The 19,355-nt window shown below is 71.4% G+C and carries 10 protein-coding genes; 7 read left to right on the top strand and 3 right to left on the bottom strand.

The window, feature by feature from the left end:
* The first annotated feature begins 141 nt into the window (after positions 1-141).
* Together gltB and AB0399_RS34200 are read left to right on the top strand one after the other, a co-directional pair.
* Positions 142-4,746: a glutamate synthase large subunit gene (gltB, locus tag AB0399_RS34205; RefSeq protein WP_366413931.1), complete on the top strand. Its 4,605-nt coding sequence runs from the start codon at positions 142-144 to the stop codon at positions 4,744-4,746.
* Positions 4,739-6,202 (top strand): glutamate synthase subunit beta, encoded by a 1,464-nt coding sequence (locus AB0399_RS34200; RefSeq protein WP_328462869.1) that lies wholly within the window; start codon positions 4,739-4,741, stop codon positions 6,200-6,202. Before gltB ends, AB0399_RS34200 begins: the two co-directional genes overlap by 8 nt.
* 178 nt (positions 6,203-6,380) lie before the next feature.
* On the opposite strand, the gene AB0399_RS34195 is transcribed toward AB0399_RS34200, so the two are convergent.
* Complete coding sequence (locus tag AB0399_RS34195; RefSeq protein ID WP_366413930.1) at positions 6,381-7,307, bottom strand: hypothetical protein; 927 nt, start codon at positions 7,305-7,307, stop codon at positions 6,381-6,383.
* Positions 7,308-7,447: 140 nt separating this feature from the next.
* On the opposite strand from AB0399_RS34195, the gene pepN reads away from it, so the two are divergent.
* Entirely contained in the window at positions 7,448-9,952 is a 2,505-nt protein-coding gene (pepN, locus tag AB0399_RS34190) for an aminopeptidase N (protein ID WP_366413929.1), read from the top strand.
* Between the two features lie 145 nt (positions 9,953-10,097).
* Here pepN and AB0399_RS34185 read toward each other — a convergent pair whose 3' ends face one another.
* On the bottom strand, positions 10,098-10,838 hold the full coding sequence (locus tag AB0399_RS34185) for a hypothetical protein (protein ID WP_366413928.1): 741 nt from the start codon (positions 10,836-10,838) through the stop codon (positions 10,098-10,100).
* A gap of 324 nt (positions 10,839-11,162) precedes the next feature.
* Between AB0399_RS34185 and AB0399_RS34180 the strand changes: the two genes are divergently transcribed.
* Together AB0399_RS34180 and AB0399_RS34175 are read left to right on the top strand one after the other, a co-directional pair.
* Entirely contained in the window at positions 11,163-12,548 is a 1,386-nt protein-coding gene (locus AB0399_RS34180; RefSeq protein ID WP_329370523.1) for a pyridoxal-dependent decarboxylase, read from the top strand.
* Positions 12,545-13,981, top strand: a complete 1,437-nt coding sequence (locus AB0399_RS34175; RefSeq protein WP_329370525.1) for a SidA/IucD/PvdA family monooxygenase — start codon at positions 12,545-12,547, stop codon at positions 13,979-13,981. Before AB0399_RS34180 ends, AB0399_RS34175 begins: the two co-directional genes overlap by 4 nt.
* Here the strand turns inward: AB0399_RS34175 and AB0399_RS34170 are convergent.
* On the bottom strand, positions 13,950-15,785 hold the full coding sequence (locus AB0399_RS34170) for a 5'-nucleotidase C-terminal domain-containing protein (protein ID WP_366413927.1): 1,836 nt from the start codon (positions 15,783-15,785) through the stop codon (positions 13,950-13,952). The genes AB0399_RS34175 and AB0399_RS34170 overlap by 32 nt on opposite strands.
* 314 nt (positions 15,786-16,099) lie before the next feature.
* Here AB0399_RS34170 and pyk point away from each other — a divergent pair, with 314 nt between their 5' ends.
* Both pyk and AB0399_RS34160 read left to right on the top strand, forming a co-directional pair.
* Complete coding sequence (gene pyk / locus AB0399_RS34165) at positions 16,100-17,536, top strand: pyruvate kinase (RefSeq protein ID WP_328462855.1); 1,437 nt, start codon at positions 16,100-16,102, stop codon at positions 17,534-17,536.
* Positions 17,537-18,071: 535 nt separating this feature from the next.
* Complete coding sequence (locus tag AB0399_RS34160) at positions 18,072-19,322, top strand: branched-chain amino acid ABC transporter substrate-binding protein (protein WP_329370530.1); 1,251 nt, start codon at positions 18,072-18,074, stop codon at positions 19,320-19,322.
* Positions 19,323-19,355: the final 33 nt, after the last annotated feature.

Genomic DNA, 19,355 nt, shown 5'->3' with positions numbered 1-19,355 from the left:
CATGCTGGAATCGAGTATCCGCTTCTCGAACACTCGTCCATCATGTAACCTGCACGAAATCGCAGAGGGCCAACGTCGTCCCTGTTGCGCATGCCCATGACGGGCGATGCATATCAGCCAAATGACGACGACGGGAGAGCCATGCGTTCGCGTTCCGCGTTCATGGACGGGCGCCCCGCCCCGCAGGGGATGTACGATCCCCGCCACGAGCACGACGCCTGCGGCGTCGGCTTTGTCGCCACCCTCAGCGGTGAGGCGAGCCACGCGCTCGTCCAGCAGGCGCTGACCGTCCTGCGCAACCTGGAACATCGCGGCGCCACCGGTGCCGAGCCGGACTCCGGCGACGGCGCGGGCATCCTGTTGCAGATCCCGGACACCTTCCTCCGCGCGGCCGTCGGCTTCGAGCTGCCCGCCGCGGGGCAGTACGCCGTCGGCCTGGCGTTCCTGCCGCACGAGCACGACGACCGCACCAAGGCCGTCGACGCCATCGAGCGGATCGCCGCCGAAGAGGGCCTGACCGTCCTGGGCTGGCGCGAGACGCCGACCGACCCCGACCTGCTCGGTGCCACCGCCCGCTCCACCATGCCGTACTTCGCCCAGCTCTTCGTCGCCGACCAGGCCGGGCACCGCGCCGGCATCGACCTGGACCGGCCCGCGTTCGTGCTGCGCAAGCGCGCCGAGCGTGAAGCCGACGTGTACTTCCCGTCGCTGTCCGCGCGGACCATCGTCTACAAGGGCATGCTCACCACCGGCCAGCTGGAGCCGTTCTTCCCCGACCTGTCCGACGAGCGGTTCGCCACCGCCATCGCGCTGGTCCACTCCCGCTTCTCCACCAACACCTTCCCGAGCTGGCCGCTCGCCCACCCGTACCGGTTCGTCGCGCACAACGGCGAGATCAACACGGTCAAGGGCAACCGCAACTGGATGCGGGCCCGCGAGTCGCAGCTGGCCAGCGAGCTGTTCGGCCCGGTGCGCCCGGCGGACGGCAGCACCGCGCAGGCCGCGGGCTCCGCCGGCACCCCCGCCGACCTGGAGCGGATCTTCCCGATCTGCACCCCCGGCGCCTCCGACACCGCGTCCTTTGACGAGGTGCTGGAACTGCTGCACCTCGGCGGCCGCTCGCTGCCGCACAGCGTGCTGATGATGATCCCCGAGGCGTGGGAGAACCACGCCTCGATGGACCCGGCCCGCCGTGCCTTCTACCGCTACCACTCCACGCTGATGGAGCCCTGGGACGGTCCGGCCTGCGTCACCTTCACCGACGGCACCCTCGTCGGCGCGGTCCTGGACCGCAACGGCCTGCGCCCGGGCCGCTACTGGGTCACCGACGACGGCCTGGTGGTCCTCGCCTCCGAGTCCGGCGTGCTGCACGACATCGCCCCGGAGCGGGTGGTCCGCAAGGGCCGACTGCAGCCCGGCCGGATGTTCCTGGTCGACACCGCCTCGCACCGCATCGTCGAGGACGACGAGATCAAGGCCGAGATGGCCGCCCAGAACCCGTACGCGGACTGGCTGGACGCCGGGCTGATCAACCTCGCCGACCTGCCCGAGCGCGAGCACATCGTGCACACCCACGCCTCGGTCACCCGCCGCCAGCAGACCTTCGGCTACACCGAGGAGGAGCTGCGGGTCATCCTCGCGCCGATGGCGCGCACCGGCGGCGAGCCGCTCGGCTCGATGGGCACCGACTCGCCGATCGCGGCGCTCTCCGAACGGCCCCGGCTGCTCTTCGACTACTTCACCCAGCTCTTCGCGCAGGTCACCAACCCGCCGCTGGACGCCATCCGCGAGGAGCTCGTCACCTCGCTGATCTCCACCATCGGCCCGTCCGGGAACCTGCTGGAGCCCAGCCCGGCCTCCTGTCGCAACATCACCCTGCCGTTCCCGGTGATCGACAACGACGAGCTGGCCAAGCTCATCCACGTCAACGCCGACGGCGACCTGCCCGGCCTGAAGGCCGCCACGCTCTCCGGCCTGTACCGGGTGGCCGGCGGCGGCGACGCGCTCGCCGCGCGGCTGGCCGAGATCTGCGCCGAGGCCGACGCCGCCATAGAGGACGGCGCCCGCCTGATCGTGCTCTCCGACCGGCACTCCGACGCCGAGCACGCCCCGATCCCGTCGCTGCTGCTCACCTCCGCGGTGCACCACCACCTGATCCGCACCAAGCAGCGCACCCAGGTCGGGCTGATCGTCGAGGCCGGCGACGTCCGCGAGGTGCACCACGTCGCGCTGCTGATCGGCTACGGCGCCGCGGCCGTCAACCCGTACCTGGCCATGGAGTCCGTCGAGGACCTGGTCCGGGCCGGCACCTTCCTGCCCGGCGTCGACGCCGAGACCGCGATGCGGAACCTGATCAAGGCGCTCGGCAAGGGCGTGCTGAAGGTGATGTCCAAGATGGGCATCTCCACCGTCGCCTCCTACCGCGGCGCGCAGGTCTTCGAGGCGGTCGGCCTGGACGCCGAGTTCGTCGACACCTACTTCCACCTCACCGACACCAAGATCGGCGGGGCGGGCATCGACGTCATCGCGCAGGAGGTCGCCGCCCGGCACGCCAAGGCGTACCCGGTCTCCGGCATCCCCGCCGCGCACCGCCGGCTGGAGATCGGCGGCGAGTACCAGTGGCGCCGCGAGGGCGAGCCGCACCTGTTCGACCCGGACACCGTCTTCCGGCTCCAGCACGCCACCCGCACCCGGCGCTACGACATCTTCAAGCAGTACACCTCGCGGGTGAACGAGCAGTCCGAGCGGCTGATGACGCTGCGCGGCCTGTTCGGCCTCAAGCAGGACCGCCCGGCCGTCCCGATCGACGAGGTCGAGCCGGTCAGCGAGATCGTCAAGCGGTTCTCCACCGGCGCCATGTCGTACGGCTCGATCTCCCGCGAGGCGCACGAGACGCTCGCCATCGCGATGAACCAGCTCGGCGGCAAGTCCAACACCGGCGAGGGCGGCGAGGACCCGGAGCGGCTGTACGACCCGGCCCGGCGCAGCGCCATCAAGCAGGTCGCCTCCGGCCGGTTCGGCGTCACCTCCGAGTACCTGGTCAACGCCGACGACATCCAGATCAAGATGGCGCAGGGCGCCAAGCCCGGCGAGGGCGGCCAGCTGCCCGGCCACAAGGTCTACCCGTGGATCGCCGGCACCCGGCACTCCACCGCGGGCGTCGGCCTGATCTCGCCGCCGCCGCACCACGACATCTACTCCATCGAGGACCTCGCCCAGCTCATCCACGACCTGAAGAACGCCAACCCCAGGGCGCGGGTGCACGTCAAGCTGGTCTCCGAGGTCGGCGTCGGCACCGTCGCGGCGGGCGTGTCCAAGGCGCACGCCGACGTGGTGCTGATCTCCGGCCACGACGGAGGCACCGGTGCCTCCCCGCTCACCTCGCTGAAGCACGCCGGCGGTCCCTGGGAGCTCGGCCTCGCCGAGACCCAGCAGACGCTGCTGCTCAACGGGCTGCGGGACCGGATCGTGGTGCAGACCGACGGCCAGCTCAAGACCGGCCGGGACGTGGTGATCGCGGCGCTGCTCGGCGCCGAGGAGTTCGGCTTCGCCACCGCGCCGCTGGTCGTGTCCGGCTGCATCATGATGCGGGTGTGCCACCTGGACACCTGCCCGGTCGGCGTCGCCACCCAGAACCCGGTGCTGCGCGACCGGTTCTCCGGCAAGCCCGAGTTCGTGGTGAACTTCTTCGAGTTCATCGCCGAGGAGGTCCGTGAGCTCCTCGCCGAGCTGGGCTTCCGCACCATCGAGGAGGCCGTCGGCCACGCCGAACTGATCGACGCCGGCCGCGCGGTGGACCACTGGAAGGCGCAGGGCCTGGACCTGGCCCCGCTGCTGTACGTGCCGGAGCTGCCCGAGGGCGCGGCGCTGCACCGCATCACCGGCCAGGACCACGGCCTGGACCGCGCGCTCGACAACGAGCTGATCCGGCTCGCCGCCGAGGCGCTGGAGTCCGGTGCGCCGGTCCGCGCGCAGGTGCCGATCCGCAACGTCAACCGCACGGTGGGCACCATGCTCGGCCACGAGGTGACGAAGAAGTACGGCGGTGCCGGCCTGCCCGAGGACACCGTCGACATCACCTTCACCGGCTCCGCGGGCCAGTCCTTCGGCGCGTTCCTGCCCAAGGGCATCACCTTGCGGCTGGAGGGCGACGCCAACGACTACGTCGGCAAGGGCCTGTCCGGCGGCCGCGTGATCGTCCGCCCGGATCGCGGCGCGGACCACCTCGCCGAGGAGTCCACCATCGCGGGCAACACCATCGCCTACGGTGCCACCGGCGGCGAGCTGTTCCTGCGCGGCCGCACCGGCGAGCGGTTCTGCGTGCGCAACTCCGGCGCGACCGTGGTGGCCGAGGGCGTCGGCGACCACGGCTGCGAGTACATGACCGGCGGCCGGGCGGTCGTGCTCGGCGCCACCGGCCGGAACTTCGCGGCCGGCATGTCCGGCGGCATCGCCTACCTGCTGGACCTCGACCCGGACTGCGTCAACCCGGGCATGGTCGAGATCGAGCAGCTCACCGCCGACGACATCACGTGGCTGCACGACGTGGTGCGCCGCCACTTCGAGGAGACCGGCTCGACCGTCGCCGAGCGGCTGCTCGCCGACTGGGGCGGTGCCCTCACCCGCTTCGGCAAGGTCATGCCGAGGGACTACAAGGCAGTGCTCGCCGCCAAGAACGCCGCCGAGCAGGCCGGACTCTCGGAGTCCGAGACCACCGCGAAGATGATGGAGGCGGCAAATGGCTGACCCCAAGGGCTTCCTCACCACCCCGCGTGAGAACAACCCGACCCGCCCGGTCGAGGAGCGCAAGCAGGACTGGAAAGAGGTCTACGTCCCCGGTGGCCTGCTGCCGATCGTCAGCAAGCAGGCCGGCCGCTGCATGGACTGCGGTATCCCGTTCTGCCACCAGGGCTGTCCGCTCGGCAACCTCATCCCGGAGTGGAACGACTACGCCTACCGCGAGGACTGGACCGCCGCGTCCGAGCGGCTGCACGCCACCAACAACTTCCCGGAGTTCACCGGGCGGCTGTGCCCGGCGCCGTGCGAGACCGCGTGCGTGCTCGGCATCAACCAGCCGCCGGTGACGATCAAGAACGTCGAAGTCACCATCATCGACAAGGCCTGGGACAACGGGGACGTCACGCCGCAGCCGCCGGAGCGGCTGTCCGGCAAGACCGTCGCCGTCATCGGCTCGGGCCCGGCGGGCCTGGCCGCCGCCCAGCAGCTCACCCGGGCCGGCCACACCGTCGCGGTCTACGAGCGGGCCGACCGGATCGGCGGCCTGCTGCGGTACGGCATCCCCGAGTTCAAGATGGAGAAGCGGCACATCAACCGCCGGATCGAGCAGATGCGGGCGGAGGGCACCAAGTTCCGTACCGGTGTGCAGATCGGCACCGACCTGGACGGCGCGAAGCTCGCCCGGCGGTACGACGCCGTGGTCATCGCGGCCGGCGCCACCCAGTGGCGCGACCTGCCGGTCGAGGGCCGCGAACTGACCGGCGTGTACCAGGCGATGGAGTACCTGCCGCTGTCCAACAAGGTGCAGGAGGGCGACTTCGTCGCCCCGCCGATCACCGCCGAGGGCAAGCACGTGGTGGTCATCGGCGGCGGTGACACCGGCGCGGACTGCGTCGGCACCGCGCACCGGCAGGGCGCGCTGTCCGTCACCCAGCTGGAGATCATGCCGCGCCCCTCCGACGAGCGGCCCGCGCACCAGCCGTGGCCGACGATGCCGATGGTCTACAAGGTGACCTCCGCGCACGAGGAGGGCGGCGAGCGGGTCTACGCCGTCAACACCGTGAAGTTCACCGGCGACGCCGACGGGCATGTGCGGGAACTGCACCTGGTCGAGGTGGTCTTCCAGGACGGCAAGTTCGTGCCCCAGGAGGGCACCGAGCGGGTCATCCCGGCCGACCTGGTCACCCTCGCGATGGGGTTCACCGGCACCGACCAGAAGAACGGGCTGATCGAGCAGCTCGGCCTGGAACTGGACGCGCGCGGCAACATCGCGCGGGACGGCTCCTACGCGACCAACGTCGACGGGGTCTTCGTCGCCGGTGACGCCGGCCGCGGCCAGTCGCTGATCGTGTGGGCCATCGCCGAGGGGCGCTCCGCGGCGAAGTCCGTCGACGCGTACCTCACGGGGGTGCCGTCGGCTCTGCCCTCGCCGATCCGTCCGACCGACCGGCCGCTCACGGTCTGACCCGAGCGGCTTCCGCCGGGCTCCGCCCGGCCCCCGAGATGTCCCGCACAACGGCGTGCGGTACGCAGCAACACCCGCAGCGCTCGCCACTCCCCGACCAAGGAGGCGAGCGCTGCACCTTTCCGCGGCGCCCTCGCGGAGGGCGTTCCCCCGAAGGGGCGCCCCCGTGAGGCGGCTCCTACGTCTCGCACTCCAGCTCCGTCCTGCACAGGGTGCACCGGGCGCGCAGGCGGCCCTTGCAGGGGAGGCGGATGCGCTGGAAACAGGTGGGGCAGGGGAAGGAGACGCGCAGCCGGTCCGGGGTGCCCTCGAAGGAGTAGTCGGCCGCGGCGGGGGCGACGCCGGCCCGGCGGTTCTTGGCGTAGAGGCGGCGGGCCGCCCACGACGCGGCGGCCAGCGGCGGCCTGCGCAGGTCCTGGTGGGCGCGGGTGAGGCCGACCCGGTAGGCGTCGCGGGCCTGCGGGCTGCGGAACCACGGCTCGATGTCGTCGCCAAGGGCGGCCGCCCGCTTGGCCAGGACGTACCCGAACTCCTCGGGCGTCAGATACCCCAGCTTGTACGCGGACATCGTCATCCGGTCCCCGCGCATCGACGGCTCCTCGCGGTAGGCGTCCAGCAGCAGCCAGCCCGCACCGAGGTACGCGGTCGCGGTGTCCGTGAGGATCTCGTTGTCGCGGGTGCCGGGGAAGGACAGGCCGAGCCGGTGCAGGTAGACGTGCATCACCTCGTGGGCGAGCGCGGCCCCCACGTCCCGCCGGTCGGTCCGGAAACGGGAGTGCAGCTCCACGAAGTACTCCGGGCCCGCGGCCAGTTCGACGTTCCCGGCGTGCGCCATGTCGCGGAAGCCCACCACCATCCGGGCGTCCGGCAGCCGCAGGTGCTGCACCATCACCCGGGCCACCCGCAGCGCGCCCAGATACGGGTCCTCGTCGTCGGGGAAGTCCACCAGCTCCGGCCGCACGCTGGTCGCGAACCGGGCCACCCCGTCCGCCGACAGCCGCCGATGGATCGCGGTCAGCGCGCCGCGTACCGTCTCCAGGTGCGGAAACCCGTGCACGATCGGCCCCCCGGCGGCTTCCTCGCCGCCCCCGGCTCCCTCGCCCATGACCACCTCCCCGCCCCTGCGAGCCTAGGCCACGCCCGCTCGCGGCGGGCGGGCCCGGGAACCGAATGTGTGCACCACCACCGCATTCATGATCGGCAAAGGCGTTCCACCAGCGGCTTTCGTGCGGCAGCATGAGGGGCATGCCTGCCCTCAACCGCGCCGAGGCCGAGACCCGCGCCCGTGACCTGGCCGTAGAGCACTACGCGATCGACCTCGACCTCACCAGGGGCGAGGAACGCTTCGGATCGACCACCGTCATCCGATTCGCGGCGCTCCGCGACTGCGACAGCTTCGCCGAGATCGAGCCCGCCGCCCTGCACCGGGTGCTGCTCGACGGCGCCCCGCTCGACCACGCGCTGGCCGACGGCAACCGGCTGCCGCTGCCCGGACTCACCGCGGGCCCGCACGAACTGCGGGTCGAGGCCGACATGAACTACTCGCACACCGGCGAGGGACTGCACCGCTTCACTGACCCCGCCGACGGCGAGACGTACCTGTACACCCAGCTCTTCCTCGACGACGTCCGCCGGGTCTTCGCCGCCTTCGACCAGCCCGACCTGAAGGCCCGCTTCGACGTGGCGGTCACCGCGCCGGAGGACTGGGCGGTGCTCGGCAACGGCACCGCCACCCGCACCGCGCCCGGCCGCTGGCAGATGGCCACCACCCCGCCGCTGCCCACGTACGTCGTCGCGGTCGCCGCCGGGCCGTACCACACGGTGCGCGCCGAGCACGCCGGGCTGCCGTTCGCCCTGCACTGCCGCCGCTCGCTCGCCGAGCACCTGGACCGGGCCGCGCCCGACCTGTTCGCCTTCACCTTCGGCTGCTTCGACCGCTACCGCGAGATGTTCGCCGAGCCGTACCCGTTCGACTCCTACGACCAGGCGTTCGTGCCCGAGTTCAACTTCGGCGCGATGGAGAACCCCGGTCTGGTCGTCCTGCGCGACGAGTACGTCTACCGCTCCGCCGCCACCCCCTCCGAACTGCTGGACCGCGCGGTGGTCATCGCCCACGAGATGGCCCACATGTGGTTCGGCGACCTGGTCACCCTGCGCTGGTGGGACGACATCTGGCTGAACGAGTCGTTCGCCGAGTACATGGGCTTCCAGATCGCCTCCGAGGCCCCCGGCTTCGACGACGCCTGGACCGGCTACGGCGCCCACCGCAAGTTCCGCGGCTCCGACAGCGACCAGCGCCCCTCCACCCACCCGGTCGCGCCGCTGCCCGAGGACGTCCCCGACACCGCGTCCGCGCTGACCAACATCGACGGCATCTCCTACGCCAAGGGCGGCTCCGCGCTGCGCCAGCTCATCACGTGGATGGGCCGCGAGGACTTCCTGGCCGGCCTCAACGAGCACTTCGCCCGGCACCGCTTCGGCAACGCCCGCCTCGCCGACCTGATCGACTCGCTCGCCTCCGCCACCGACCGCGACGTGACGGCGTGGGCCGAGGCATGGCTGCGCACCACCGGCGTGGACACCCTCACCCCGGCCGCCTCGCCCGCGCCCGGCGGCTGGCGGCTGGAGATCGGCCACAGCGGCGAACGCCCGCACCGCATCGGCGTCGGACTGTACGACCGGGCCCCCGGCGACCCGGCGCGGCTGGTGCTGCGCGAGCGCGCCACCGTCGACATCACGGCCACCGCCGCGGTCGAGCGCCGTACCTTCGACGGCCCCCGGCCCGACCTGGTGCTGCTCAACGACGGCGACCTCAGCTACGTCAAGGTCCGCTTCGACGACCGCTCGTGGGAGGCGGTCCGCGACGCCCTCGGCAGCATCCCCGACCCGCTGTCCCGCTCGGTGGCGTGGAACGCGGCCCGCGACCTGGTGCGCGACGCCCGGCTGGCGCCCGCGGAGTACCTGGCGCTGGTGGGCCGGCATCTGCCGGCCGAGTCCGACCCGGCGATCGTGCAGGGCGTGCTCACCTTCGCCCGCGCGACCGTCGCGGACCGCTACCTCGACCCGGCGCTGCGGCCCGACGCGCTCGCCGGCCTCGCCGGGACCGCCCGCGCGCTGCTCGCCGAGGGCCGGGCCGGCAACCGGCTCACCGCCACCCGCGCGCTGATCGCCTCCGCGCTGAGCGCCACCGACGCGGCCGAACTGCGCGACTGGTACGACCGGGGCGTGCTCCCCGGCGGCGGCACGCTGGACCAGGAGCTGCGCTGGCTGCTGCTGGCGCGGCTGGCCGTGCTGGGTGCGGCCGGCGCCGCCGACATCGACGCGGAACTGGCCCGCGACACCAGCGCCACCGGCCACGAGTCCGCCGCCCGCTGCCGTGCGGCGCTGCCCGACAAGGACACCAAGTCCGCCGCCTGGCAGGCGATCTTCCATGACGACTCCAGCTCCAACCCGCTGCTCGGCGCGGCCGCGGAGGGCTTCTGGCAGCACGAGCAGCGGGCCCTGCTGGACGGCTACCTGCCCCGCTACTTCCCCGACGCCGTCGCGCTCGCCGCCCGCCGCGGGCCGGCCGTCGCGAACATGGTCGCCCGCAGCGGCTTCCCGTTCACCGAGATCACCGCGGAGACGCTCGCGCTGGGCCGGGCCGCCCTCGACGACCCCGCCGTGATCCCGGCGCTGCGCCGCACGTTCGACGACCAACTGGACGATCTGGCAAGGGCGTTGCGGGTCCGGCAGGTGTTCGGCGGCTGAACGGCGGGCTGAACGGCGGCTGACCGCCGGCTGATCGGGGCGCCAGGAGAACCCGGGGAGCCCGGGGCGCCAGGAGAACCGGGAAGCCCGGGGGGAGATCCGGCCCGCGCGCGAGAGCGCGGGCCGGCCCCCAACAGCCGCCCGATCAGGGCTTGATCGGCATCGGCGCGGCGAACTTCCGTGTCTGCGCGATCAGTTCCGGCTCGGTGAGCTCCGACGAGCCCGCGTCGACGCACAGGATCACGTTGCCGGACCGCACCAGGATGTCGGTGCTGCTCTCGTAGTCGCCCTTCGGGGTGACCTTCAACGCGTACGCCTCGTCGCCCAGGTCCTTCACCGGCGTCAGCGTCGACGTGGTCGTGACCTTCTTGCTGTCGCCGGTGTTCGCCTCGTAGGTCCCGCAGCGCTTCACCACGGCCTTGATCGTCGTGATCAGCTTCTCCGCGTTGTCCCCCTCGAAGCCGGCGAACGCCACTTCCTGGGAGCTGCTCATCGGGTCCAGGATCGTCTCGTACGCGTCCGAGGCCCGGTAGTCCGTCAGCAGGTCGTCGGGTTCCACGACGGTGAGCGCGTCGTTGCAGGTGTCGGTCGGCAGCCGGGCGGGGTCGGGGTCGGCGAGGCCGTTGGCGCTGTCGGCCTCGCTGCCCTTCTCCACCGTCCAGCCCGACGGCAGCGTCGCGACGGTCGGCAGCGCCGCCTTGAGCTTGTCGCCGTCGGGCGTGGTGGGCGGCGGCGTCGTCGGCACCGGGGCCGGCGTCGCGGTGTCGGACGCGGAAGCGGGCGGCGTGGTGCTGTCGGCCGCGGGTGTGTCGTCGTTGCACGCCGTCAGCAGCAGAGCACAGGCCGCGAGCGCGGCCGCGGACGCGGCAGCCTTCTTGATACGCACGGAAGTCCCCCCGGACAGATGGTCGAAAGTCTCAGCAAAACGGCCGCAATCGAACCGATGCGGCCCGCACGAACCTATCCGACCGCCCCACCCGAACCTTCCGAACCGGAAACACCAGGGCTTTGCTGTACGGGATCTCCACAACTGGACCGCATCCATTCCGGGTTCACGCCGTACATCCCGCCGGCGGCGGCCCGTGCGGTCGGAACAACCGCCGGAACGTACCCATTCGGGCCAATCGTCGTTGAGCAGGGCGCCCTTGTCGTGCGCGCCGGCGGGCGCCGACGCGCACCGCGTCGCGCCGCCGCTGAGTGAGGAACGACCATGCCGATGCCCGGACTTGCCGGTGGACGTGGAGCCGCCGAGGCGCTGCGGCCCCTGGTGGACACCGTGTGCGGCGCCCTGGCGGAGGGCGCGCGCGACCGCGGCGGACCGATGCCGCGCGGCGGCCCCGAGGAAGTGGCCCGGCTCGTCGAGCGGGCCGTCCCCGACGTGCTGCCGCGCTCCGGCACCGGCGAGCACGAAGCCCTCGCCACGCTGGTGCACCTGATGGCGGCGGGCGCCGCCGACCCCGCCGACGGGCTGTGCGCCGCGCACCTGCACTGCCCGCCGCTGGCCGTCGCCGCAGCCGCCGACCTGGCCGCCTCCGCGCTCAACCCGTCCATGGACTCCTGGGACCAGGCGCCGGCCGCCAGCGCCCTCGAAGCGCGGGTGACCGCCGCGCTGGCCGCCGTCGTCTACCCCGACCTGCCGGCCCCCGACGCCCTGGTGACCACCGGCGGCACCGAATCCAACCAGCTCGCGCTGCTGCTCGCCCGCGAGCGCGCCGCCGGCGGCCCCCGGGTCCAGGTCGTGTGCGGCGCCAACGCCCATCACAGCGTCCAGCGCTCCGCCTGGCTGCTCGGCCTGCCGCAGCCGATCGTGCTGGACACCCCCGCCGGCGTGCTCGATCCCGCGGCCGTGGACACCGCACTCGACCAACTGCCCGGCCGCCCCCTGGTGGTGGCCACCGCGGGCACCACCGACAGCGGTGCGATCGACCCGCTGCCCGCCATCGCCCACGTCACCGGAGCCCACGGCGCCGAACTGCACGTGGACGCCGCCTACGGCGGGCCGCTGCTGTTCAGCAGCCGCGAGGCCGCCAAGCTCGACGGCCTGCAGTCCGCGGTGTCGGTCACCCTCGACCTGCACAAACTCGGCTGGCAGCCGGTCGCCGCCGGCCTGCTCGCCGTGCCCGACGGCACCGCGCTGCGCCCGCTGACCCACCAGGCCGACTACCTCAACGCCGCCGACGACACCGAGGCCGGCCTGCCGGACCTGCTCGGCCGGTCCCTGCGCACCTCCCGCCGCCCCGACGTCCTCAAGATCGCCGTCTCCCTGCGCGCGCTGGGCCGCGAGGGCATCGCCGCCCTGGTGGACACCGTCTGCGACCTCGCCACCGACCTCGCCGACCGGGTCCGGCGCCACCCCGCGCTCACCCTGCACGCACCCCCCGCGATCAGCACCGTCCTGTTCCGCCCGACCGCCGCGGACGACGAGGAGACCGCCGAACTGCGCCGCCGCCTGATGTACGAGGGCCGCGCCGTCCTCGGCCGGGCCCGCGCCGACGGCCGGCTGTGGCTGAAGGCCACCCTGCTCAACCCGCACCTGCGCTCCGACGACCTCGACACGCTGCTGAAGCTCACCACGGAAGGCACCACGGCACGATGAACCCCACTCCGGCCGGTACCGACGGCGCCCCCGACACCGCCGCGCCCGCGGACGAACCGTTCGACCTGCTCGGCATCGGTATCGGGCCGTTCAACCTCTCGCTGGCCGCGCTCGCCGACGGCCTGCCGGGCCTGACCGCCGCCTTCTACGACCAGCGCCCCGACTTCCGCTGGCACCCCGGACTGCTGATCGACGGCGCCACCTTGCAGGTGCCCTTCCTCGCCGACCTGGTCACCCTCGCCGACCCGGCCAACCGCTGGACCTTCCTGAACTGGCTGAAGAGCCGCGAGCGGCTCTTCCCTTTCTACTTCGCCGAGCGCTTCCACGTGCACCGCGCCGAGTACGACGCCTACTGCCGCTGGGTCGCGGAGTCGCTGCCCACCACCCACTTCGGCCAGCAGGTCGACAGCGTGCGGTGGAACCCGGCCCGCGCCCTGTTCGAGGTGGACCACACCCACGTCGACGCGCACGGCGAGGCCGAGGCGCTGGCCCGCACCTACGCCCGCCACCTGGTGCTCGGCATCGGCACCCGGCCGCACGTCCCCGAGCCGCTGCGGCCACTGGCCGACACGCCCACGGTGCCGGTCGTGCACTCCTCGCGCTACCTGGAGGAGCGGGCCCGGCTGCTGGCCGCCGACCACATCACGGTGGTCGGCTCCGGCCAGTCCGGCGCCGAGGTCTTCCTCGACCTGCTGCGCAACCGCCCGGCCGGCCGGGAGCGGATCACCTGGCTGGCCCGCACCCCGGCGTTCGCGCCCATGGAATACAGCAAGCTCGGCCTGGAGCACTTCACCCCCGACTACACCCGCTACTTCCACGGCCTGGCCGAGCCGGTCCGCGACCGGCTGGTGCCGCGGCAGTGGCAGCTGCACAAGGGCATCGACGCCGACACCATCGCCGCGATCCACGAGGAGCTGTACCGCCGCACCCTGGACGGCGGCTGGCCCGACGCGGTGCTCACCCCCGGCGTCGCCGTCCGCACCGCCGGCCGGCTCGGCACCCAGAGCGTCGAACTGCACCTGGAACACGCCGACCAGGGCACCCGCACCCGGCTGGTCACCAGCGCCGTGGTGCTGGCCACCGGCTACGAGGAGCGCCCCCTCGACCGCCTGCTCGACCCGCTCGCGCCGTACATGGAGCGGGACGAGGCGGGGCGGCCGAGGATCGACGCCCGCTACCGGATGCGGCTGGACCGGTCGGTCTCCGGCCGGGTCTACGTGCAGAACGCCGAGCGCCACTCGCACGGCGTCGGCGCCCCCGACCTGGGCCTGGCGGCCTGGCGTTCCGCGCTGGTGCTCAACGACCTGACGGCGCTGCTGACCGGCGAGGAGCACTACCCCCTGCCGGCCAGGACCGCCTTCACCACCTTCGGACTCGACGGCGCCGCCGCGAGCGACGTGCCTACCCGAACAGCGGCGCTCCGGCGCGGGTGAGCCGCCACTGGTCGCCGCCGAAGGTCGACGGGTCGATCGTGCCGCGCGCCTGCACCCACGCGATGATGGTGTTGCGGATCTCGTCGGAGCTGGACCACACCGACTGCGCGGTCGCCACGTGCGGGTAGTTGCTGCCGCCGCTGGAGCGGTAGTTGTTCACCGCGAGCATGAACTGCGCGGCCGGGTCGATCGCCGCCCCGCCGTGGGTGAGGTTCACGATCCGGGAGCCGGCCGGCTGCGCGATGTCGATGTCGTACGACACCCCGCTGAGCACGTCGTAGCTGAAGTCGGGGGTGTTGTTCGCGTTGGTGATCTTCGTGACGTCGACCGGGGCGTCCGGCGCGGTCTGCACGAAGTACTCCGCGGACCACTCCAGGTAGTCCTTGACCTGGGCGCCGGTGAGGATCTTCGAGTCCAGGGTGTTCTCGTAGACGTACAGGCCCGCCACGTCGCGCAGCGAGACCTGCCCGGCGGGGATGGACGCGGTGCGGGAGAACGGCGACGCCTGGGAGAGCACCGGCAGGTCGGCGTACTGGGTGCCGGCCAGCGCGGCGGTGACGGTGTCGGACTGCACCTGGTTGATGAAGTCGATGATCGGGGTGTCCTTGTAGGTGGACTCCGCCGCTGACATCGCCTCGGTGCAGGTGCCGACGACCTGGTTGACGTAGGCCACGACCTTCTGGTGCTCGTCGCGCACCAGCTTGGCGACGACCGGGTCCTCGGCGACGGTGTTGGCGTTGCGCACCCCGGCCTGCACCGAGGTGACCTTCCAGCGGCCGTGCTCCAGCTCCAGGTCGATGTCGAAGACGCTCAGCCGCATGCCCCACATCAGCGGCTCGGACAGCACCACGGTCTTGCCGGTCTGCTCGTTGACCACCAGCGTCTGCGGGCGCTCCACGTGGGTGTGGCCGACCAGGATCGCGTCGATGCCGGGCACCTGCGCGGCGACCAGCGAGGACGCGTTCTCCGGGTAGGGCACCGCGTCGCCGTAGGTGGTGCTGCCGTCCAGGCCGGAGTGGTCGGTGCAGAACACCACGTCGCAGCCGAGCGCGCGCAGCTTCGGGACGTAGATCTTCGCCTGCTCGACCAGGCCGGGGAAGGCCAGCTGCCCCTGCACGTTGGCCTTGTCCCACACCGCGATGCCGGGGTTGGTCAGGCCCAGGATGCCGACCTTGATGTTCGGGCCGCCCTTCACCCGCAACTCCTTGACCAGGTAGGGCGGGAAGGCCGGGCGCAGCGTCTTGGCGTCGACCGCGTTGGCGGCCAGCAGCGGGAAGTCGCACTGGTCCTGGAAGGCGCGCAGCAGCGGGATGCCGTAGTTGAACTCGTGGTTGCCGAGCGCGGCGGCGTCGTACTTCATCTGGTTCATCGCCAGCGCCATCGGGTGCTTGGGGCCCTTGCGTGCGCCGGTGATCGGCTCGACGCGGGCGTAGTAGTACGACAGCTGGGTGCCCTGGATGATGTCGCCGGCGTCGACCAGCAGGGTGCGGTCGTGGCCCTTCTCGGCGCGGGCGTCCTCGATCAGGGTGGCGAGCTTGGCCATGCCGACGTCGTTGTGGTCGGCGTCGTCGTACTCGGCGTCGGTGAAGTAGTCCCAGTTCAGGGCGTGGCCGTGCACGTCGGTGGTGCCCAGCACGCGCAGGCTGTACGTCGTGGGCCGGTGACCCGGCCCGTGGCCGTGCCCGGGGCGCTTGTCGGACGCCTGCGCGGGGGTCGCCGCCACCGCGCCGGCCGCGCCGGTGAGCGCGACACCCGCACCTGTCGCGGCGGATCGGTTGATGAAGTCCCTGCGGTTGAGCGGCATCTGGGTTCTCCCTGCGGGATGAGCGGCACGTGGGGCCGGGTTCGAAACTGCAACGCGCGTAGATTCTGGACCACGCGAAGCCGCTTGCAACACCCCCGACGGGTGAACGGACCATCGCTCGTACACGATCCGCCCATGATCGGACGGCAGCCGGTGCAGGTAAGGCGCGCGGACTGCCACCGAGGGTGACAGACGCGCTCATCGGAGCGGGCCCCTGCACACTTCGATACTTGTCAACAACCGTTAATCCGAACGTCGTTGGGCTGTTGACGTCACCGCGCTCCCTACCAACGAGTAAGTCATACGCTCGACACATGCGCCGAGCCAAAATTGTCTGCACCCTGGGCCCCGCCACCGAGTCCTACGACCAGATCAAAGCACTGGTCGAGGCCGGGATGGACGTCGCCCGCCTGAACCTGAGCCATGGCGGATACGCCGAGCACGAGGACCGCTACCGACGCGTGCGCAAGGCCGCCGACGAGACCGGGCGCAGCGTCGGCATCCTCGCCGACCTTCAGGGTCCGAAGATCAGGCTGGGACGTTTCGCCGAGGGCCCCGTACTGCTTGAACGCGGCGACGAGTTCACCATCACCGTCGACGACATCGAGGGTGACCAGCTGATCTGCGGCACCACCTACAAGGGACTGACGGCCGACGTCGCCCGCGGTGAGCGCATCCTCGTGGACGACGGCCGGGTCACCCTGGAGGTGACCGACGTCGAGGGCCCCCGCGTGCACACCATGGTGATCGAGGGCGGCATGGTCTCCGACCACAAGGGCCTCAACCTGCCCGGTGTCGCGGTCTCCGTGCCGGCCCTGTCCGACAAGGACATCCGCGACCTGCGCTGGGCGCTGCGCACCGGCGCCGACGTCATCGCGCTGTCCTTCGTGCGCAGCGGCCGCGACATGGACGACGTGCTGCGGATCATGGCGGAGGAGGGCCGCCGGGTCCCGGTGATCGCCAAGATCGAGAAGCCGCAGGCGGTGGAGAACCTGGAGGACATCGTCGACGCCTTCGACGGGATCATGGTCGCGCGTGGCGACCTGGGCGTCGAGATGCCGCTGGAGGCGGTGCCGATCGTCCAGAAGCGCGCGGTCAAGCTCGCCCGGCGCAACGCGAAACCGGTCATCGTCGCCACTCAGATGCTCGACTCGATGATCGACAACTCCCGCCCCACCCGCGCGGAGGCCAGCGACGTGGCCAACGCGGTGATCGACGGCACCGACGCGGTGATGCTCTCCGGCGAGACCAGCGTCGGCAAGTACCCGATCGAGACGGTGAAGGTGATGTCCCGGATCGTGGCCGCCGCCGAGGAGGACATCCTCGCCGCCGGCCTGCCGCCGCTCACCGACAGCAACAAGCCGCGTACCCAGGGCGGCGCCGTGGCCCGCGCCGCGGCCGAGATGGGCGACTTCCTCGGCGCCGCGTACCTGGTGGCCTTCACCCAGTCCGGTGACACCGTGCGCCGGCTGTCCCGCTACCGCTCGCCGATCCCGGTGCTCGCCTTCACCCCCGAGCAGGACACCCGCTCCCAACTCAACCTGACCTGGGGCGTGGAGACCTTCCTCGGCCCGATGGTGCAGACCACCGACGAGATGGTGCAGCAGGTGGACGAGCAGTTGCTGCGGATCGGGCGCTGCAAGAAGGGCGACGTCGTGGTGATCACGGCCGGCTCGCCGCCCGGAATGCCCGGCACCACCAACATGGTCCGGGTACATCACATCGGTGAGGACGACTCCCCGAAGAAGTAATGCGTTATCGCGGACGTTGGTGCTGACTTCGCAGGGCGGAGCGGCCGGCGCCCCCTTCTCCAATACCGGGCCCCGCGGGACGACCAGTCCCGCGGGGCCGTCGATTTTCGGTCAGTGGCGGAAACGTCAAAGCACCGCTATTAACGCTGTGTTACATGCCTGCAATATCCAATCGGGCCCGGACCGGGCAGGCCGCCGCCACCCGCGGGCACCCGGGTAATCCCCTTGCGGTGTTCTGGTCCGAAATGACGGCGTACCGCCGTCGCCGCCCGGTCACGCCCACTGGAAGTGCGGGTTCTCACCATGCGGACCTTGCGCAAAGCACCCAAACGGCTCGGCAAACCTCAACGGAAGCTCAAGTAAGGGCGTTTGGCATAACAAGACAGTCACACTCTTCGCCGTACCGCTCCCCGATGCCGGGTGACGCGCCTAGAGTCACCGCCAGTCACCGCGCTTCCGAATTAGCGACTTCGGACTGCCGCACGTGACTTCGGCCGTCCATGAGGACCGGTCGGGCCAGGGGAAAGGACCGCTTGTGCGACACCGCTCTTTGCTGCTGCTCACCTCCGTATTGACCACAGGAGCCCTCACACTGACCGCTTGCGGCTCGCGCAGCGACGACAGCAAGAAGAGCAGTGGTGACGGCGGTGGCGGCAGCAACATCACCCTCACCATCGGCGTCGACGCGCCGCTCACCGGCCAGAACTCCGCCACCGGCCTCGGCCTGCAGTACGGCACGCAGATCGCGGTGGACGACGCCAACGCCCAGAAGCTCGTCCCCGGCGTGACCTTCAAGGTCAAGGCGCTCGACGACAAGGCGCTGCCGGCCACCGGCCAGCAGAACGCCACCGCCCTGGTGCAGAACGACAACGTCATCGGCGCCGTCGGCCCGCTCAACTCCGGCGTCGCCCAGTCGATGCAGCAGGTCTTCGCCACCGCGAACATGGTGGAGATCTCGCCCGCCAACACCGACCCGACCCTCACCCAGGGCAAGAACTGGGCGAGCGGCAAGAAGGTCCGCCCCTTCAAGACCTACTTCCGCACCGCCACCACCGACGCCAACCAGGGCGGCTTCGCGGCGGACTACGCCTACAACACCCTGAAGAAGAAGAACGTCTTCGTCGTCGACGACAAGCAGGCGTACGGCGCCGGCCTGGCCGCGATCTTCAAGGGAAAGTTCTCCTCCCTGGGCGGCAAGATCGCCGGCACCGACCACGTCAACACCGGTGACACCGACTACTCGGCCCTGGTCACCAAGATCAAGCAGTCGCACGCCGACATGCTCTACTACGGCGGCCAGTACGACGAGTCGGAGCTGATCACCAAGCAGCTCAAGGCCGGCGGCGTGAACATCCCGCTGATGGGCGGCGACGGCATGTACTCCGACACGTACATCAAGACCGCGGGTGCGGCCGCCACCGGTGACCTCGCCACCTCCGTCGGCGTCCCGGTCGCCACCCTCCCCGCCGCCCAGACCTTCATCAAGACCTACAAGGCCAAGGGCTACCCGGGCGACTACGGCACCTACGGCGGCTACTCCTACGACGCCGCGACCGCCATCATCCGCGCCGTCAAGGCCGTGATGGACGCCAACGGCGGCAAGCTGCCGGCCATGAACGACGCCCGCTCCAAGGTCGTCGACGCCGTCCAGAAGACGGACTTCCAGGGCATCGCCGGTCACGTCTCCTTCGACCAGTACGGCGACACCACCAACAAGCAGCTGACCGTGTACCAGGTCAAGAACGGCAAGTGGACCTCCGTGAAGACCGGCGTCTACTCGGGCTGACCGGACCCCGCACCACCCGAGGGCCGCGCGGCC

The sequence above is a fragment of the Streptomyces sp. NPDC088194 genome (assembly GCF_040702025.1).
Classification (GTDB): Bacteria; Actinomycetota; Actinomycetes; order Streptomycetales; family Streptomycetaceae; genus Actinacidiphila.
Note: the sequence above shows the minus strand (reverse complement) of the source record. Positions and strands in the feature narration are given on the sequence as shown.